A 15,960-nucleotide genomic window follows, 5' to 3' on the forward strand; every position below is an offset into this window, starting at 1 on the left:
TCCTGTATTTAAATTTCGGCTTGGTTCTTCGACGCGATGCCGACCGCGAACAGCGTGCAAAATATGATGATGACCGCGCCCAAGATTTCATGGCCTTCCGGTTTCTGGCTGATCATGACCCATGAAAACAACAGCGCCAGCGGCGATTCAAACAAGACCACGATACCGACCGTGGTCGGCCGCAACACTTCCTGCGACCGGTTGCGCAGATAGCTCGCAATAAAATTGCAGGCGACCGCGATAAAAAGGATGTTGGCGATGTTCGGCAATAGCGGACGGACGATCGGCAGGGCCGGCTCCGTCATCACCACCAGGGGCAGACTGACCAGGGTGGCGACGATCAGTTGCGCCAGCGAGAAGGTCCACATGTCGGTCACTTTTTCCACCGCGCGGTCGATCGCGATCGTATAACCCGCCAGCGACAACGCCGCCATAAATGCGGCGACATCGCCAAAATTGATGTCGTCGACCGTGGGTTTGCACATGATCGCGATACCGATCAAACCCACCAGGCAGGTGGCGTATTCGATCAACGTGGTTCTGCGATTGCCGAACATCCGCCCAATCACGGGAATAAACAAAACGGAGGCGGAAATCAGAAAAGCGGATTTGTTGATCGACGTGTATTTCAGTGAGAACGCCTGCAGAAACAGAAAGATGCCGAACAACAGCCCGCAGCTTAAAGAGATATCCCAGGCCTTGAAACTCTTCCACGGAAAGAACGGCACGATCAGGATTGTCGATGCAATCAGGCTCAGCTCAATCGTCCACAAAGGCCCGGCGGAAGACCATTCCAGCGAGATGTACTCGAGCGCGAAAATGGCAGTTGCCACCAGCAGTATCAAGCTGTGAGTTAAATAATTTCTGTTCATATTCGGCCTATCCACATATGTTTTAAAGTCAGGTCGATGCCGATCGCACTCATCAACCCAACAGCTTGTCCGTAAAGGCGCCGGTGAATTTCTCCAGCGAGAATCGTCCCCCGGCATCGTATGGCTGCCCCTCATCCGACGCCGTCACCCGTACTTTGCGATGCCGGTGATAGGCCGCCAGCAAATTCCGCATTGTTACGTTAGCCAGGTCCTGCGGCGCACCGCAGTCATGCGAGGTGAGAAGGGTGTCGAGCCGGGGCAGGTGATACCAGGGGCAGCTCGGCATGCTGTGGTGCGCATTATGAAATCCGAAATTCAGGATCAGAAGATTCAGCCAGCGATGCCGGTACGCGACCGGGAACGAGAATGTGTTTTTGTGCTCGTACAACTTGTCCCCCGGCGCCGTATGGTCGGCCGGGTCCGCCTCGATGTAGCTATGCTGGAACGCATCGACGAAGCGGGTGCAGTGAATCCGGATGCCTTGTGCCGCAAAATAAAGTGGCAATGCGAACCAATGTTTTAGCGTGATCAGCGCCAGAAATCCGGCCGACAGCGCCGCCATGGCCAACACCCGCATTCGATACCATTTGTCATCAGCGCGCAGGATGGCGATCGCGCCGTCGATCTTGATCAGATAATGCAGCACCGGAAAATAGCTGTGCTCCAGCCGCAACACGAGACGCCTGATCCATCCCGGGAAGCTTGCCAGCAGCTGATTGACATCGGTTCCCAGCAGATCGACCTTTTGCGCATGATGGCGGATATGGTCGTGGCTATAATCGCGGAACCTGAAATACGCGAAACCATTGATCCAGGCCAGGTAACTGCCGAGACGATAATTCCATTTCCGGTTTTCGAAAACGATGGAATGCGCACAGTCGTGGCCCAGATACCAGGCCAGAATCATCGCCACGCTGAGCAAGGGCACCGCTATCGCCGACTGCAGCAGCGAGCCGGCGGCCAAATCCCAGACGCCGGCCAGGAACAGCAGGTTGATCGCGGCAAACACACACAGGTTAGGCAGCATTGCGCGCTGCGCCACCAATTGCGTCACTGCGGCGCGGGTGGCGGGATGGCCGAGCGGCCCTACATATTGGGATTCGGAATAAACGATCATATGGCGCTCCGGCAAACAAACGATCAGCGCGCCGCTGCCTGCAATCCCGGATAGCGCTTGCCGCGCTGAATGAAGTTGGTTTCGAATTCTTCGATGTCGAAAGTATTTTTGAAGAAGTCGAGGATGTAAGGCTTGTCCAGTCCGTTTCTGCAGGTGTACACATCGACGCTGATAAATCGGGTGCCGGGGAAAGTGTGGATGCTGATATGGCTTTCCTCGATCACCACAAATCCGCTCCAGCCGCCCGGATCCTTGATGTCGTTGCCCTTGGCAAAATGCACCTCGGCCGTGGTCAGCTTCTTCATCCCCAGCAGTTCCGGCAGCGTATTGAGCGCATGCAGCACCAGCGACTTGTCATTGAGTTTGTCGTGATCGCCGAGATAGCCGTCGATCGTCAGATGCTCTCCAAAATGTTGTACTTCGACTTGCTTGAGATTTTTTTCCAGGTGCAGTTGTTCAACGACAGTCATACGGTCTCCATCCTATTTTGTGTGCTTGAAACAAGCATTCGCCATATCATCCAAGCCGCCTATCGAGCGGCCGGATTCCGATTCGGAACTTCTGAAATTATCGACAATGTGCTATTTGAAATGGTGCTTGATGTGTCAACTACAGGTGCGAACTACAGGCCGATGCCGGACCGTCAAGCAAGCCGGCGGAGCAACGTCAAGCTGCAAAAGATAATAGGCTGCGACGACATTGGAAACTGTCATGCTTAGCAGTTGACATTGCGGTTGACTGACAGCTTTATCAGCTGTTGTTGATGGTCTGGCGATCAGATCGGCAGGCATGGCGCCTGTGCCGGTGGTGTCGTTGGGTTGCAAAGTCCAACGTCTGGTCGCGATGAAAGCTAGCGGTTTTCTACGTGCACGCTCCTTGTCGTCCTCCACGGGCGGCGAGGTAGGGAGCCCCTTAGTGGGCAGCGCAAAGTGTAGCCGTGTACGGTCAAGGTCGGTAGGGCGGATGAGCGTAGCGTTATCCGCCGCTTGATGTGCCTAATGCGGTGAAACGGCGGATAACGCTGCGCTCATCCGCCCTACGCGGTGTCAGCCACCACCGCCAACGGCAACGCGATCCGGAAATCCGTTCCTAGGCCGGCATGGCTGGCGACGCTGATCGTGCCGCCGTGCCGTTCCACCACCGTCAGCACGAACGGCAGTCCGAGGCCGATGCCGGTCTTGCCGTCGTGCCGGCCGTCGACCTGGAAGAAGGGTTCGAACAGGTGCGGCAGCGCGTCCGCCGGGATGCCGATGCCCTGGTCGATGACGTGGATCGTCGCCAGCTCGCCCTGGTCGCCGTTTTCGCGGGCGAGCCGGACCGTGATCGCGCTGCCGGGCGGCGAATACTTGATGGCGTTGTCTAGCACGTTGACCAGCGAGCGCATCAGCATATTCCAATTGCCGAGCAAGAACAGCGGCTGGCCAGTGTCTTCCGGGGCCAGCAGCGCGATGGATTTTTGCTCGGCGGCCGGCGCCACTTGATCGACTGCCTCGGCCGCCAGATCGTGCAGCGATACCGGCAGGAAGTCTTGCGCATCGATTTGTTCGGCGCGCGACAGTTGCATGAAATCCTGCGCCACGCGCAGGCTGTAATCGACTTGCCGGCGCAGCTCGCCGATGAATTTTTCGTCCTGGCCGGCGCCGCTCGGCTGGGCCGCGCTGCTTTGCTCTTCGATCAAGGCCAGGATGGTGGTCAACGGGTTGCGCAAGTCGTGCGCCATGTGGCGCAGCGCCTGGCGGTCGTGACTGACGGTTTGCTTGACGTCGGCGATGTCGACCAGGCAGATCAGGTTGGCGATGCCGTCGCCGCTGATCAGCGGGTCGAACGGGGCGAACGGCACCGACAGCAGCATGTGAACGCGGCCGTTCAGTTCGATTTCCATGTCGGCCGGGCCTTCCTGGCCCCGATTCCTTTTGACGCATTCCTGGATCGCGGGGATCATGGTGCCGGCGCTGCCCTGGGCGATTTCCTCGGCGCCCAGCAGCATTGCCGCCTTGTCGTTCCAGAGCGCGATCTGGCCGTCTTTTTCAAGGAAGATTGGGGACGGCAGCAGGTTGATCACGTTCACATAGGCTTCTTGCCAGGCCCGGATCTGGCGCATCGCGGTCTTGATTTCTTCGAACGGGTCGCTGCTATTTTGATCGAAGCTGACCGCCGAATCGAGGGTGGGGCTGCTGCCGACTGCCGCCGAGATGCCGCGCAGTTCTCGAATTTCATGGTGCAATAAACGGTGCGTGCGGGCTAGTCGGCCCCAGGCGTAAAACGCATAAATCAAGGCGTAGATGATGGGCATCACGCCGACCCGCAACCAGATATGGGCGTTCGCCAGCAACAGCATGGAGCCGGCAAACAGCAAGACTATCCAGGCCAGCGCCAGCAAGTGCATCCGCAGCCCCGGCGTTAATGCGCAGATGAGCAGCATGCCCAGCGCGAGCGCCAGGTAGATCGGGATCGTTTCCGCGCGCGACAGCTCGCGCACCATGTTGCCGTCCACCAGGGCCTCGGTCAGCAAGGCGTCGAGTTGGGCGCGGTTGACTTCGTCGACGTTCAGCGACGAGGTCTGGAAGGTGCCGGCCTCGCCGAACACCGAGTGGCCGATGAACACGATTTTGCCGGCGAAGGCGGTTGCCGGCACCCGTCCCTGGACCACATCGATGTATGAATATTGGGACAGGGCGGAACTGCGCGGCAGCATCAGTAGGATCGAGTTGGTGGTGGCGGTGGCTATCGACAAGGTGTGCGCTTGCAGATTGGTCTGCAGCGCATCGACAGACATGCCGAGGCCGGCGATCCGCATCGCCTCAAGTGTGATGTGGCTGTAAATCTTGTTGCCGACCTGTTGGTAAGGGATGATGCCGTCGACGCTGCCGAAGTGGCCGCTGGTCACGGCGCGCTGTCCGAGCGCTGCCGCCGCCTGTTGCAATGCGGGCGGCGGCGGCACCAGCGGATTGCCGCGGCCATCGGTGCCGCCGGTCGACAGCGGCAGCACGACCTTGCCGTTTTTGCTCATGGCCTGCGCCAGTTCGCCGGTCGGGGTGTACGGCACGAACAGGATGTCGATCGCGACGCTGGCGGCATCGGTCAGCTGCGCAAACAGCGGGTCGTAATATTTGTAGAGGTTTTTTGGGCCCAGTTCACGCAAGGTTTTTTCATCAATGTTGATGACCGCCACCTTGTGCGAATTGGGATGGGCGAAATGCTGGGCAACGGTATCGAACTGGACTTTGTCGATGGAGCCGAACATCAGGTTGAAAGCCGGGTGGCTGCCGAGCGCAGCCAGGCCCAGCATGGCCACCACGAACAGGCTGTTGATGCCGAGCCTGGCCCAGCTCGGACGCGCGAAATGATTATTCGGGAATTTCGGCATCAGGCTGTTCCTCTGGAAGCACGAACGTTACAAACCGCTTGCGGTGAACACTTCCTGGGCTGCAGACAGGCCGTTCAAGGTGGCGGGAAAACCGGCATATACCGCCATCTGGATGATGGCTTCTATGATTTCGTCGCGTTTGACGCCGGTATGGATTGCCGCTGCGATATGTATCTTTAGTTGAGGTTGAGCATTGCCCAACGCGGTCAATGCGGCAATCGTGATCAATTGCCGCTGCTGCATCGTCAGGCCTGGCCGGGAATGGATTTCGCCATAGGCGAATTCGACGATGTAGCGGCCGAAATCGGGGCTGATATTGCGCAAGCCGTCGACCACTTTCTGTCCTGCGCTGCCGGTAACGGCTGCCAGGCGTTTGCTGCCGCGTTCATATTCTGCTGTACCCATGTCGTCCTCCTTTATATTTGTTTATGGAACATCAAGCGATACTCGGCAGCGCGGCAATTACTCTTCCTTCGCCGTGACGTTATCGCCGGCCCGCCAAATCCGGTATTGCAGCGTAAAACCTTCAGGCAGGTAGGCGACTACCGGCAGTTTGCTGTTGTAGCGCAGCAGGTAGCCGGCGCCGCTTACCGGCACAAAGCCGGGTTTTTTCGGCTGTCCCCGGCACGCCATCAAGGTCGATGCCGGCCCTTTGACATCTTGCAGGACGTGATAGGTATAGCCCCAGCCGGCCAGGGTTTCCGCCTTCATGTCTGCTGAAAACCATTGCCGGTTGCAATCGACATCCATCGTTTTGCCGGCCACCAATTCAAGCTGGAGCGCCTTTTCGTCGGCTTCCTGCGGCAAGCGAATCACCCATCTGGTTTGACCGGCGGCAGCGGCCGGATAAGGGGCGATCTGCGCCAACGGCTTGAGCGCCGGCTGGGCGCCGTCCTCATTGGTTTGCTGCGAGGTAGGCACTGCGCCGCAGCCGGACATCGCGATGGCGAACGGGGCGGCCAGCAGGGTGCAAATCATTTTTTTCATCAAGCGCTCCTTTAATCAATAGCAATAGGGCACCTCTAAAAACCGACTGCAGGGTTTGGCAAGCCCGCTAATCTCGGGGCTGCTCGCTACGGTTTTTTGGAGATGTCAAATAGACCCTGTAAACAAATACAGGATCTGATTAGATTTGATTTATTTCCAATAGTCAATATGACGAATGTCAATATATTCAATGAGCAGGAGCGCGGCGTTGCAGAGGGGAGGGGCAGGACTCGAAAAACGTAGTCCGGACAAGAAGGGGGAGGGGGATGCGGCAGGCTGTGGTTCAACCTGCCGCGTGCGATTCAAGCTGAATCAGTCTTCCTTGCGCAGATGCGGGAACAGGATGACGTCGCGGATGTTCGGCGAATCGGTGATCAGCATCATCAAGCGGTCGATGCCGATGCCGCAGCCGCCGGTCGGCGGCATGCCGTATTCCAGCGCCCGGATGTAGTCGGCGTCGTAAAACATGGCTTCTTCATCGCCCGCATCCTTGGCCGCAACCTGCGCCTGGAAGCGTGCTGCCTGGTCTTCGGCGTCGTTCAGCTCGGAGAAGCCGTTGGCGATTTCGCGGCCGCTGATGAACAATTCGAAACGCTCGGTAATGCCGGGCACGGTATCGGAGGCGCGCGCCAGCGGCGATACTTCGACCGGATAGTCGATGATGTAGGTCGGGTCCCACAGCTGCGCTTCGGCGGTTTCTTCGAACAGCGCCAATTGCAGTGCGCCGAGGCCGGCGTGGGCATGCGGCTTGACGCCGAATTTCTTCAGTTCGGCCTTGATGAATTCGGCATCCTGCAGCTGCGCATCCTGGTAGTGCGGCGCATATTTGTTGATCGCGCCGACGATGGTCAGGCGCTCGAACGGCTTGCCCAGGTCCAGCTCGCGGCCTTGATAGGTCAGGCAGGCAGTGCCATGCGCATCAATCGCGGCTTGCCGGATCACTTGTTCGGTGAAGGTCATCAGCCACTGATAGTCGACGTAGGCGGCATAGAATTCCATCATCGTGAATTCCGGATTGTGACGCGGCGACACGCCTTCGTTACGGAAATTGCGATTGACTTCGAACACGCGGTCGAAACCGCCCACCACCAGCCGCTTCAGGTACAGCTCGGGCGCGATGCGCATGAACATTTGCATGTCGAGCGCGTTGTGGTGGGTGATGAAGGGCTTGGCTGCGGCGCCGCCCGGGATCGCGTGCAGCATCGGCGTTTCGACTTCCATGAAGTCGTTCTTTTCCATGAAGCGGCGGATCGACGACATCGCTGCGGTACGGGCCTTGAAGGTGCGACGCGTGTCTTCGTTCATGATCAGGTCGACGTAGCGCTGGCGGTATTTGGTTTCCTGATCGGCCAAGCCGTGGAATTTGTCCGGCAGCGGCCGCAAGGATTTGGTCAGCAGGCGCAGGGCGCTGACCTTGATCGACAGTTCGCCGGTCTTGGTTTTGAACAGCGTGCCTTCGGCGCCGAGGATGTCGCCCAGGTCGTAATGCTTGAAGGCCTCGTATTCGGCTTCGCCGGCTTGTTCCTTGGTGATGAACAATTGAATCCGGCCGTCGGCCTTGGTGCCGGAGGCATCCTGCAAGGTTGCGAACGAGGCTTTGCCCATCACCCGTTTCAACATCATGCGGCCCGCCACCACGACTTTGACCGCAGCCGCATCCAGCGCTTCGTTGTCGAGTTCGGCATAGCGCGCGTGCAGGTCGGCCGCTTTGTGGGTCGGCCGGAAGTCGTTCGGGAAGGCCACGCCTTGCGTGCGCAGTGCGGACAGTTTGGCGCGGCGTTCGCCGATGATTTTATTTTCGTCTTGCGGGACAGGTTGCTGCTGATTGTCTGTCGTCATGTCAGTTTCTTTTTAATTGGTGCGGTGGAGCAGGGCGGTTTAAGGTCGAGTTGAATTCGCCTTAAACGCCTTGCTTGAGCGATGCGGCGATGAAATCATCGAGATCGCCATCGAGGATTGCCTTGGTATTGCCGCTCTCGAAATTGGTGCGCAGATCCTTGATCCGCGACTGATCCAGTACGTAGGAGCGGATTTGGTGGCCCCAGCCGACGTCGGTTTTGGAGTCTTCCAGTTTCTGTTGCTCGCCCATGCGCTTGCGCAATTCCAGTTCGTACAGCTTGGCCTTCAACATATCCCAGGCTTCCGCGCGGTTGCGGTGCTGGCTGCGGTCGTTCTGGCATTGCACGACGATGCCGGACGGACCATGCGTCAGGCGTACCGCGGAATCGGTTTTGTTGATGTGCTGACCGCCGGCGCCGGAGGCGCGATAGGTATCGACCCGGACATCGGCCGGATTGACTTCGATGTCGATCGAGTCGTCCACTTCCGGATACACGAACAGGCTGGAAAACGAGGTGTGGCGGCCATTGGCGGAATCGAACGGCGACTTGCGCACGAGCCGGTGGACGCCGGTTTCGGTGCGCAAAAAGCCGTAGGCGTACTCGCCCTCGACCTTCAGGGTGGCGGTCTTGATGCCAGCGACTTCACCGTCCGATTGTTCCAGGATGTCGACCTTGAAGCCCTTGCGTTCGCAATAGCGGACGTATTGACGCAGCAGCATCGAGGCCCAGTCCTGCGCTTCGGTACCGCCGGCGCCGGCTTGGATGTCGATGAAGCAATTGTTGGGGTCCATCGGATTGCTGAACATGCGGCGGAATTCCATGCCTTCCACCAGCTTTTTCAGAGACTCGGTATCGGCCTCGACCGCTGCCACCGTGTCTTCGTCCTGCTCGTCGCGCGCCATCTGAAACAGATCGGCGGTGTCGCGCAGATCGGCCTCGATCTTGGTCAGCGTCAACACGATCGCTTCCAGCGATTTCTTTTCCTTGCCGAGTTCCTGGGCGCGCTTCTGGTCATTCCAGACGTCCGGATCTTCAAGTTCGGCAGTTACCTGGTCTAGTTTCTCTGACTTGGTATCGAAGTCAAAGATACCTCCGTAGTTCGGCTTCGCGCGTGGTCAAGTCGGCGAGCAGGTTTTGTAGGGAATTTAAGCGTTCGGCTTCCATGATGGGCTCTCGTGCAATCAAACCCTAAATTATACGCCAGCGCATAGGCGGTTACGCCGCTATATCGGCGTAACGGTTGGGTTTTATGGGTAAAAGGCAGGTCCAAGCGACAAATTGAAGCGCGATTGCTGATTCGTCAATTTCTTCCAGGCAGGAAAGTGAGCAAATTGAAATGATCCAAAAGGCCGGCAATGCGCTCAATGCTGCTGGCCTGGAATGTCCGGTTTTGTCCGCACTATGTCTGGCGCAAGCATTTCGCTACAGGCGATCCTCTTCTAACATGCTGTCAAACGATGGCAGTCCGTTCCCGGATCGCCCGTGTTTCGGATGAGGTCTGATCATGTTGAGCGTAGGGATACTGGTTTTTGACGATGTCGAAATTCTGGATTTTTCCGGGCCGTATGAAGTGTTTTCGACCGCGGCCCGGGTGCATGGCCGGACCAATGGCCATGCTGACGCCGGCCAGCTGTTTCGCTGCTTCCTGGTGGCGGCCAGCATGCGGCCGATACGCACTCGGGGCGGGATGCTGGTGTTGCCGGATTGCGTGCTGCCGCCGGTGGCCGATATTGATGTGCTGCTGGTGCCGGGCGGCGATGTGTCGGTCATCCGCAATAACGACGCGGTGATCGCCTGGATTGCCGAGCAGTCGCGCAGTACGGAAATCATTGCCTCGGTCTGCACCGGCGCCTTCCTGCTGGCCAAGGCCGGCGTGCTGGACGGACTGGATGTCACTACTCATTGGGAAGACCTGGATGAGTTGCAGAGCAGCTTTCCCAAGCTCACTTTGCAGCGCGATGTGGCCTGGGTCGATTGCGGTAAAGTGCTGACTTCGGGCGGCATTTCGGCTGGCGTCGATATGAGCTTGCATCTGGTTGCGCGGCTGGCGGGACGGCCGCTGGCGACTGCCACCGCTAAACAAATGGAGTATCGATGGTTGCAATAAGCGAACAAATGCACGCTGCCGAAACCACCGTGCCGGTCTATTTTCTGTTGCGCGAAGCGACCATGGCGCTTGACCTGATCGGTCCGGCGGAAGTGCTGCGCTACGCCAACCGGATCGCCGAACGGGAAGGCCGCGCCGACTTTTTCGATGTGCGCTACATCAGTGCCGAGTCCAACATCAATATGTCGATCGGACTTTGCCTGACCGGCTTCGGCGATCTGCCGGACAGCCTGCCGGGCGACGCCATCCTGGTGCTGAACGGTTGCACCGGCAGGGATGATGACTTCAGCAGCGCTGCCGATCAGCGTGCGGTGAAATGGCTGCGCAAGCATTGGCGGCCTTCGCACCGGTTGTTGTGTATTTGTACCGGGGCCTTGCTGGCCGGATATGCCGGTTTGCTGGACGGTCGTCGTTGCACCACACATCACAGCCATTGCGACGACTTGCGGCGTATCGCGCCGCGCGCGCAGGTGCTGGAAAATCGCATTTTTGTCGAAGACGGCAATATCTACACCAGCGCCGGGGTGACCACCGGGATTGATCTGGCGCTGCATGTGGTGGCCCAAATTGCCGGCCACGCACGCAGTGCTTCGATTGCGCGTTCATTGGTGGTGTATATGCGGCGTTCCGGCAGCGATCCGCAACTGTCGCCGTGGCTGGCTTGTCGCAATCATATGCATCCGGCGGTGCATCGGGTGCAGGACGCCATCATCGGCAATCCGGCCAACGATTGGGATCTGGCGCAATTGGCGGAAATTGCCTTCACCAGCGAGCGCCATTTGACGCGCTTGTTCCGCGAACATACCGGCACTAGCCTGGTCGATTACATCCAGCGCATCCGGGTGGCGCTGGCGCGTGAATTGCTGACGCAATCGACATTGAATATGGAGCATGTGGCCGAGCAGGCCGGGTTTCATTCGACCCGCCAATTGCGCCGCGTGTGGAAGAAATTCGAGGAGTTGTCGCCTAGTCAGCAGAGGATGGCGCAGTAAGTAGGGCGGAAAAGCGTAGCGTCTTCCGCCGTGTTGGATGCGTCAAACGCATGTGGTACATCCAACGGCGGATAACGCTGCGCTCATCCGCCCTACGGGTTGCGGATTTTGAACAGTAAGTAGGGCGGAAAAGCGCAGCGTCTTCCGCCGTTCTGGATGCGTCAAACGCATGTGGTACATCCAACGGCGGATAACGCTACGCTCATCCGCCCTACAGGTTGTAGATTTTGAATAGGCTCTTATATGGCTTCCGCGTGTTCCACCATCAACTGCACTTTGGTGACGCCGTTGTACTCGTTGGCGTCCAGCCGGAACGCGACCTTGGCGTGTGCGCCGAGGTTGTCGATATGGCCGAACCAGATCGCATCGTAGCGCGTGCCGTTTCTCTCCAAGAGCAATTTGAGGTGCTTTTCTTTTAGGATGCGCTGGCTGAGCACCTTGAATTCGTCGCAAAAAACCGGCGGCGCAAATCCTTGTCCCCATACTTGCCCCTCCATCAGTTCGATGAACTGGGTGGTGTAGTAGGCATCTTCCAGCGGGCCGTCGGTTTCGATCACGCGTTCCAGCTGGCTTTGTCCGAGCCAGTCACGGCCGACTTTTTCAAATGCCGCGGCAAAGGCGTCGAAGGCGTCGGCCCGTATCGTCAGGCCGGCCGCCATCGCGTGGCCGCCGAATTTCTCGATCAGGCTGGGAGCGTGTTTGGACACTAGATCCAAGGCGTCGCGCAGATGAAAGCCGGGGATCGAACGGCCCGAGCCCTTGATCAATCCTTCACCGCCGGGGGCGAAGGTGATGGTCGGGCGGTAGAACTTGTCTTTCAGGCGGGACGCGACGATACCGATCACGCCCTGATGCCATGAGGCGTCGAACACGCTGATGGTGGTGCTGTCTTGCGGTTTGAAATCGTCCAGCAGCGCCAGCGCGGTATCTTGCATGTCGGCTTCGATATCGCGTCGTTCGCGGTTGATGCTGTCTAGCTGCTGGGCGATGGCCCAGGCGCGGCCTTCGTCGTCGGTGGTCAGGCATTCGATCCCGAGCGCCATGTCGGCCAGGCGGCCGGCGGCGTTCAGGCGCGGTCCTACCGCGAAGCCGAGATCGAACGGCGTGGCGCGCCGGGCTTCGCGGCCGGCCGCGCGAAACAATGCGGCGACGCCGGCATGCATGCGGCCGGCGCGCATGCGCTTCAAGCCTTGCGCCACCAGGATGCGGTTGTTGGCGTCCAGTTTGACGACGTCGGCGACCGTGCCGAGCGCCACCAGATCCAGCAACACATCCAGTTTCGGCTGGGTTTTGGCATCGAACACGCCGCGCTTGCGCAGTTCTGCGCGCAGGGCCAGCAAGACATAGAACATGACGCCGACGCCGGCCAGGTTCTTGCTGGGGAAGCCGCATTCCGGTTGGTTCGGATTGACGATCACGCGCGCCGCCGGCAGCGTATCGGCCGGCAAGTGATGGTCGGTGACCACCACTTCGATGCCGCGCCGGTTGGCTGCGGCCACGCCGTCGATGCTGGCGATGCCGTTGTCGACGGTGACGATGATGTCGGGCGATTTTTCGCGTGCGGTCAGTTCGACGATTTCAGGAGTCAGGCCGTAACCGTATTCAAACCGGTTCGGCACGATGAAGTCGATGTTTGCGCCCAGCATGCGCAAGCCGCGCAGCCCGACCGCGCAGGCGGTGGCGCCGTCGCAATCGTAGTCGGCGACGATCACCATTTTCTTTTGCGCGGCGATGGCGTCGGCCAGGAAGCTGGCGGCGGCGTCGATGTGCAGCAAACCGGCAGGGGCGATCAGCGAGCCCAGTTCGCTTTCCAGTTCTTTCACATCGAGCAGGCCGCGCGCGGTATAGACGCGCGCCAGGACCGGATGCACGCCGCTTTGACGCAGGCGCTCGGAATCTCTAAACGAATAGGGGCGGGTGACGATGCGGGTCATGATAGTAGGCCTGTCAAAGCTGGTTTTACCCAGAATTTTTTGAGCGAGAGCCGGCTCGCGGTCGATGCGGTGATGCGTGTGTTGTCGGTAAAAACAAGTGAAAGGCGATCCAGTTTGCCGCTCTGGAGTGCTTGCAGCAACGGCGCGAACCAGTCGCTCTCCAGCGTCCGCAGTTGCTGCAGCCAGCTCGACCATTCTGCCGTCAGGGCTGGCTGGATCAACTGATCCAGTATCAGCAAGCCATGCTGGGGAGCGGCGCTGACGATGTCGCCGGCGCGGCAATCGGCGACGGCGGTTGCGGCGAATTGGCCGAAGGCGGCCAGCCAGCCGGACGACATGCCGGCCGGGCTGAACACTTCACGATATGTGGCTTGCCCCGTGCTGGGCAACGGCGCGGCGGCTGAGCCGCCCCACAGCCACAAGGAATTGACGCTCTGTAATCCGCGCGCCTCGCGCTGTTGGTTCAAGGGATGGGTGAACCACGCCATTTGCACTTCGTTTTGCAATTTGCGCCAGGCGCGCTCGCCTTCGCCCTGCGGCATCCAGATGTCGATGTTGTGGCCGCAGGTGGCATCCGGGGTGGAGGTGCGCAAGTCGTGCCAATCGTCGGCGCGCATGAACCAGGTATTGGCGTTGCCATAGACCAGGGAGCGGCCGGCTTCCTCGAATAGCGGTATGGCGACATCGAACAATTGCCGTGCATCGGCGTCCGTCAGATTCACCTGACGCAGGTCGGTCAGAACCAGGTGGTCGCGGGCAACATGGATGTGGGCCGGGTGCAGCATGAACCAGATGCCTTGATCGACGCTCAAGCCGAGCGCGCGCATGGCGGCGACGGCGATCGGCGGACTGCTTTGATGCTCGCTATCGCTGGGAGCGGACGCCGGCAGGCCGGCTTGCGACGCCAGCCAGGCTTCATGCGGCAAGGCACGGGCAAACTCGTCAAAGGTTTGCCGCTTGCAGTTGGAGCGGGCCAGCAGGGTGGCAAGTGCAGGTACTTTCAAGTCGCGCAACACATCGCGCGCCAGTTCAGGCGGGGGCAGGCCGAACGGTAATAGGATATCAATATGAATCATGGCGCGATTGTATGGCAAACTGGCCGGTTTCGCGAAAAGGGCACCCCTATAAACCTACTACGCGACCCAATCTCGGGGCTGCGATGCTCGCTGTACTTCCGTACAGTTGCAGGTGTTGCAACTTCGTCGCCCCGACCTTGGGCCGCTCGCTACGGTTTCTAGAGGTGCCCAAAAGCCTATGCCCACGCCGCTGGCGTACCATAGGGGCCGCAAACAGAATCAGAAGTTTTTATAGGAAGCAGTGATGGACGACAGTTTGACAAAAGATGAATACGACGCGCTTGGACAAATCAGTAAGGCGCCGCGGCACGGACGCGTAAGCGCGTGCGTCGCCAGGAACGCCAAGCGTCTGGCCGGTCTTAAATTCGTCACGCGCGAAAGAGATGGCAGCCTGGTAATAACCGACAAGGGCAAGCAAACGCTGTTTGTCAAAAGCTGCATCGACGGACTGCGCGCCGTTGCGGATGATCCGCTGGCCAAGCTTGCGGTCGAGGTTGCGACTTTCCTCGGCAAGAAAGGGCACATAAAGCCGAGTGAGGCGGGCGGCGGCTTCGACATCACCCAAAAGGGCCGCGAATGTCTGGCGGATATCGATTCCACCACCCGTTAGTATTTTTGGCGCATCTCCTGGCGGGAGCGGTCAACGGACGGCTCCCGTTTGCTCGTCGTTATGACTGAAGCTGAACCTGGCGCCTCGCCCGGCTCTTATCCCAAGTGCTGTAAACGATGAACGCGCCAAGCACAGCCGCCAGCAGCAGCGACGAGTTGAGGGTGCCCAAATCCAGGCCGCCTTTGTCGACCGACTTTGTCAGGAAATCACCCAGGGTTGCGCCGAACGGGCGGGTCAACACGAAGGCCAGCCAGAACAGCAAGACTTTGGAAATCTTGGTATAAAACGCCGCCAACACCACCAGCCCCAGCAGGCCGCCGATCAAGAATGCGCCGCCGGCAAATCCAAGCCCGGAATCATCTGCCAGGAAGTCGCCCAAGGCGGTACCCAAGGTGTTCGAAAACAGAATCGCTGCCCAGTACAGTAATTCGCCCTTGAAGCTTTTGATGTTGTCGACCGACAGCGATTTTTCGCTAAAACGCCAGAACGCCAATATCGCCAACAGAATGGCGGTCAAGATCATCGAGCCCTTGGCATAGCCCAGTCCCAGGGTGCGATCCATGTAATCGGACATGGTGGTGCCGGCGGTGCTGGTGGCCAGGATGACGGTCCAGTACAGCAGCGGGTGGAATTTTTTTGACGCCAGTTGCGATGCCAGCGCGGTAAAAAACACGCCAATCAAAATCAGCGAGCTGACGGCATAGCCGACGTTCATGGTCTGCGCCAAAAGGTCGCCTGCGGTTTCGCCCAGGGTGGTGGCGCAGATCTTCATGATCCAGAAAATGAGCGTGATTTGAGGAAGTTTGTTCATCTGTATTCTTTTTAGTGGTGGCTGAAATAAGCGGCCGGCGAATGAGGTTTGAAGGAAGGCCGTTGGCAGGAAGCACTATGAAGGATGAAACTTAGGAAAAACATAGGGTTTTGCTTCAATACGCAGGCGCGACCGGCTAAAGTTCGAATGATATCAAATTTGGGCATCGATAAAAAATCTATATAAATCAATTGCATAGGTGTTCTTCTTGATAGTTGTCCACAAGCCTGTCCACATTTTCTGTGG

14 protein-coding genes are annotated in these 15,960 nt (G+C 58.8%); 3 read left to right on the forward strand and 11 right to left on the reverse strand.

Annotated features, from left to right (window positions below; all coding sequences use genetic code 11):
• Positions 1–8: 8 nt before the first annotated feature.
• From ACFPM8_RS15300 to prfB, 8 genes are all read right to left on the reverse strand, one after another.
• Positions 9–872 (reverse strand): DMT family transporter, encoded by an 864-nt coding sequence (locus ACFPM8_RS15300; RefSeq protein WP_378998500.1) that lies wholly within the window; start codon positions 870–872, stop codon positions 9–11.
• Between the two features lie 52 nt (positions 873–924).
• Positions 925–1,989 (reverse strand): fatty acid desaturase family protein, encoded by a 1,065-nt coding sequence (locus tag ACFPM8_RS15305; protein WP_378998502.1) that lies wholly within the window; start codon positions 1,987–1,989, stop codon positions 925–927.
• A 23-nt stretch (positions 1,990–2,012) separates the two neighbouring features.
• A complete protein-coding gene (speD, locus tag ACFPM8_RS15310) occupies positions 2,013–2,459 on the reverse strand; it encodes an S-adenosylmethionine decarboxylase (RefSeq protein ID WP_378998504.1) in 447 nt (148 codons plus the stop codon).
• Positions 2,460–3,025: 566 nt separating this feature from the next.
• On the reverse strand, positions 3,026–5,356 hold the full coding sequence (locus ACFPM8_RS15315; protein WP_378998505.1) for an ATP-binding protein: 2,331 nt from the start codon (positions 5,354–5,356) through the stop codon (positions 3,026–3,028).
• A 27-nt stretch (positions 5,357–5,383) separates the two neighbouring features.
• Entirely contained in the window at positions 5,384–5,761 is a 378-nt protein-coding gene (locus ACFPM8_RS15320; RefSeq protein WP_378998507.1) for a carboxymuconolactone decarboxylase family protein, read from the reverse strand.
• Positions 5,762–5,818: 57 nt separating this feature from the next.
• The gene (eco, locus tag ACFPM8_RS15325) at positions 5,819–6,343 is read right to left on the reverse strand and encodes a serine protease inhibitor ecotin (RefSeq protein ID WP_378998508.1); all 525 of its coding nucleotides are present in this window, start codon (positions 6,341–6,343) and stop codon (positions 5,819–5,821) included.
• Positions 6,344–6,655: 312 nt separating this feature from the next.
• A complete protein-coding gene (gene lysS / locus ACFPM8_RS15330; protein WP_378998510.1) occupies positions 6,656–8,182 on the reverse strand; it encodes a lysine--tRNA ligase in 1,527 nt (508 codons plus the stop codon).
• Positions 8,183–8,243: 61 nt separating this feature from the next.
• A protein-coding gene (gene prfB, locus ACFPM8_RS15335; protein WP_378998511.1) for a peptide chain release factor 2 occupies positions 8,244–9,348 on the reverse strand; the annotation gives its coding sequence in 2 pieces (ribosomal slippage) (positions 8,244–9,266 and positions 9,268–9,348; 1,104 coding nt in all).
• Between the two features lie 340 nt (positions 9,349–9,688).
• Between prfB and ACFPM8_RS15340 the strand changes: the two genes are divergently transcribed.
• Both ACFPM8_RS15340 and ACFPM8_RS15345 read left to right on the forward strand, forming a co-directional pair.
• Positions 9,689–10,291: a DJ-1/PfpI family protein gene (locus tag ACFPM8_RS15340; protein WP_378998513.1), complete on the forward strand. Its 603-nt coding sequence runs from the start codon at positions 9,689–9,691 to the stop codon at positions 10,289–10,291.
• Positions 10,279–11,283, forward strand: a complete 1,005-nt coding sequence (locus tag ACFPM8_RS15345) for a GlxA family transcriptional regulator (RefSeq protein WP_378998514.1) — start codon at positions 10,279–10,281, stop codon at positions 11,281–11,283. The genes ACFPM8_RS15340 and ACFPM8_RS15345 overlap by 13 nt, the downstream gene beginning before the upstream one ends.
• 239 nt (positions 11,284–11,522) lie before the next feature.
• On the opposite strand, the gene recJ is transcribed toward ACFPM8_RS15345, so the two are convergent.
• Positions 11,523–13,217, reverse strand: a complete 1,695-nt coding sequence (recJ, locus tag ACFPM8_RS15350; RefSeq protein ID WP_378998516.1) for a single-stranded-DNA-specific exonuclease RecJ — start codon at positions 13,215–13,217, stop codon at positions 11,523–11,525.
• Positions 13,214–14,293 carry a hypothetical protein gene (locus tag ACFPM8_RS15355; protein WP_378998518.1) on the reverse strand — a complete coding sequence of 360 codons (1,080 nt, stop codon included), beginning with the start codon at positions 14,291–14,293 and terminating at the stop codon, positions 13,214–13,216. The genes recJ and ACFPM8_RS15355 overlap by 4 nt, the downstream gene beginning before the upstream one ends.
• Before the next feature lie 244 nt (positions 14,294–14,537).
• Here ACFPM8_RS15355 and ACFPM8_RS15360 point away from each other — a divergent pair, with 244 nt between their 5' ends.
• Positions 14,538–14,903: a hypothetical protein gene (locus ACFPM8_RS15360; protein WP_378998520.1), complete on the forward strand. Its 366-nt coding sequence runs from the start codon at positions 14,538–14,540 to the stop codon at positions 14,901–14,903.
• Between the two features lie 58 nt (positions 14,904–14,961).
• On the opposite strand, the gene ACFPM8_RS15365 is transcribed toward ACFPM8_RS15360, so the two are convergent.
• A complete protein-coding gene (locus tag ACFPM8_RS15365; protein WP_378998522.1) occupies positions 14,962–15,714 on the reverse strand; it encodes a COG4705 family protein in 753 nt (250 codons plus the stop codon).
• Between the last annotated feature and the right edge of the window lie 246 nt (positions 15,715–15,960).

Origin of the sequence: Paraherbaspirillum soli, from assembly GCF_042654985.1 — a bacterium.
Taxonomy (GTDB): Bacteria; Pseudomonadota; Gammaproteobacteria; order Burkholderiales; family Burkholderiaceae_D; genus Paraherbaspirillum; species Paraherbaspirillum soli.

Bases quoted from the DNA above. Each gene is read 5' to 3' on its own strand.
- ACFPM8_RS15300 (WP_378998500.1), bottom strand. From the start codon at position 872: ATGAACAGAAATTATTTAACTCACAGCTTGATACTGCTGGTGGCAACT.
- ACFPM8_RS15305 (WP_378998502.1), bottom strand. From the start codon at position 1,989: ATGATCGTTTATTCCGAATCCCAATATGTAGGGCCGCTCGGCCATCCC.
- speD (WP_378998504.1), bottom strand. From the start codon at position 2,459: ATGACTGTCGTTGAACAACTGCACCTGGAAAAAAATCTCAAGCAAGTC.
- ACFPM8_RS15315 (WP_378998505.1), bottom strand. From the start codon at position 5,356: ATGCCGAAATTCCCGAATAATCATTTCGCGCGTCCGAGCTGGGCCAGG.
- ACFPM8_RS15320 (WP_378998507.1), bottom strand. From the start codon at position 5,761: ATGGGTACAGCAGAATATGAACGCGGCAGCAAACGCCTGGCAGCCGTT.
- eco (WP_378998508.1), bottom strand. From the start codon at position 6,343: ATGAAAAAAATGATTTGCACCCTGCTGGCCGCCCCGTTCGCCATCGCG.
- lysS (WP_378998510.1), bottom strand. From the start codon at position 8,182: ATGACGACAGACAATCAGCAGCAACCTGTCCCGCAAGACGAAAATAAA.
- ACFPM8_RS15340 (WP_378998513.1), top strand. From the start codon at position 9,689: ATGTTGAGCGTAGGGATACTGGTTTTTGACGATGTCGAAATTCTGGAT.
- ACFPM8_RS15345 (WP_378998514.1), top strand. From the start codon at position 10,279: ATGGTTGCAATAAGCGAACAAATGCACGCTGCCGAAACCACCGTGCCG.
- recJ (WP_378998516.1), bottom strand. From the start codon at position 13,217: ATGACCCGCATCGTCACCCGCCCCTATTCGTTTAGAGATTCCGAGCGC.
- ACFPM8_RS15355 (WP_378998518.1), bottom strand. From the start codon at position 14,293: ATGATTCATATTGATATCCTATTACCGTTCGGCCTGCCCCCGCCTGAA.
- ACFPM8_RS15360 (WP_378998520.1), top strand. From the start codon at position 14,538: ATGGACGACAGTTTGACAAAAGATGAATACGACGCGCTTGGACAAATC.
- ACFPM8_RS15365 (WP_378998522.1), bottom strand. From the start codon at position 15,714: ATGAACAAACTTCCTCAAATCACGCTCATTTTCTGGATCATGAAGATC.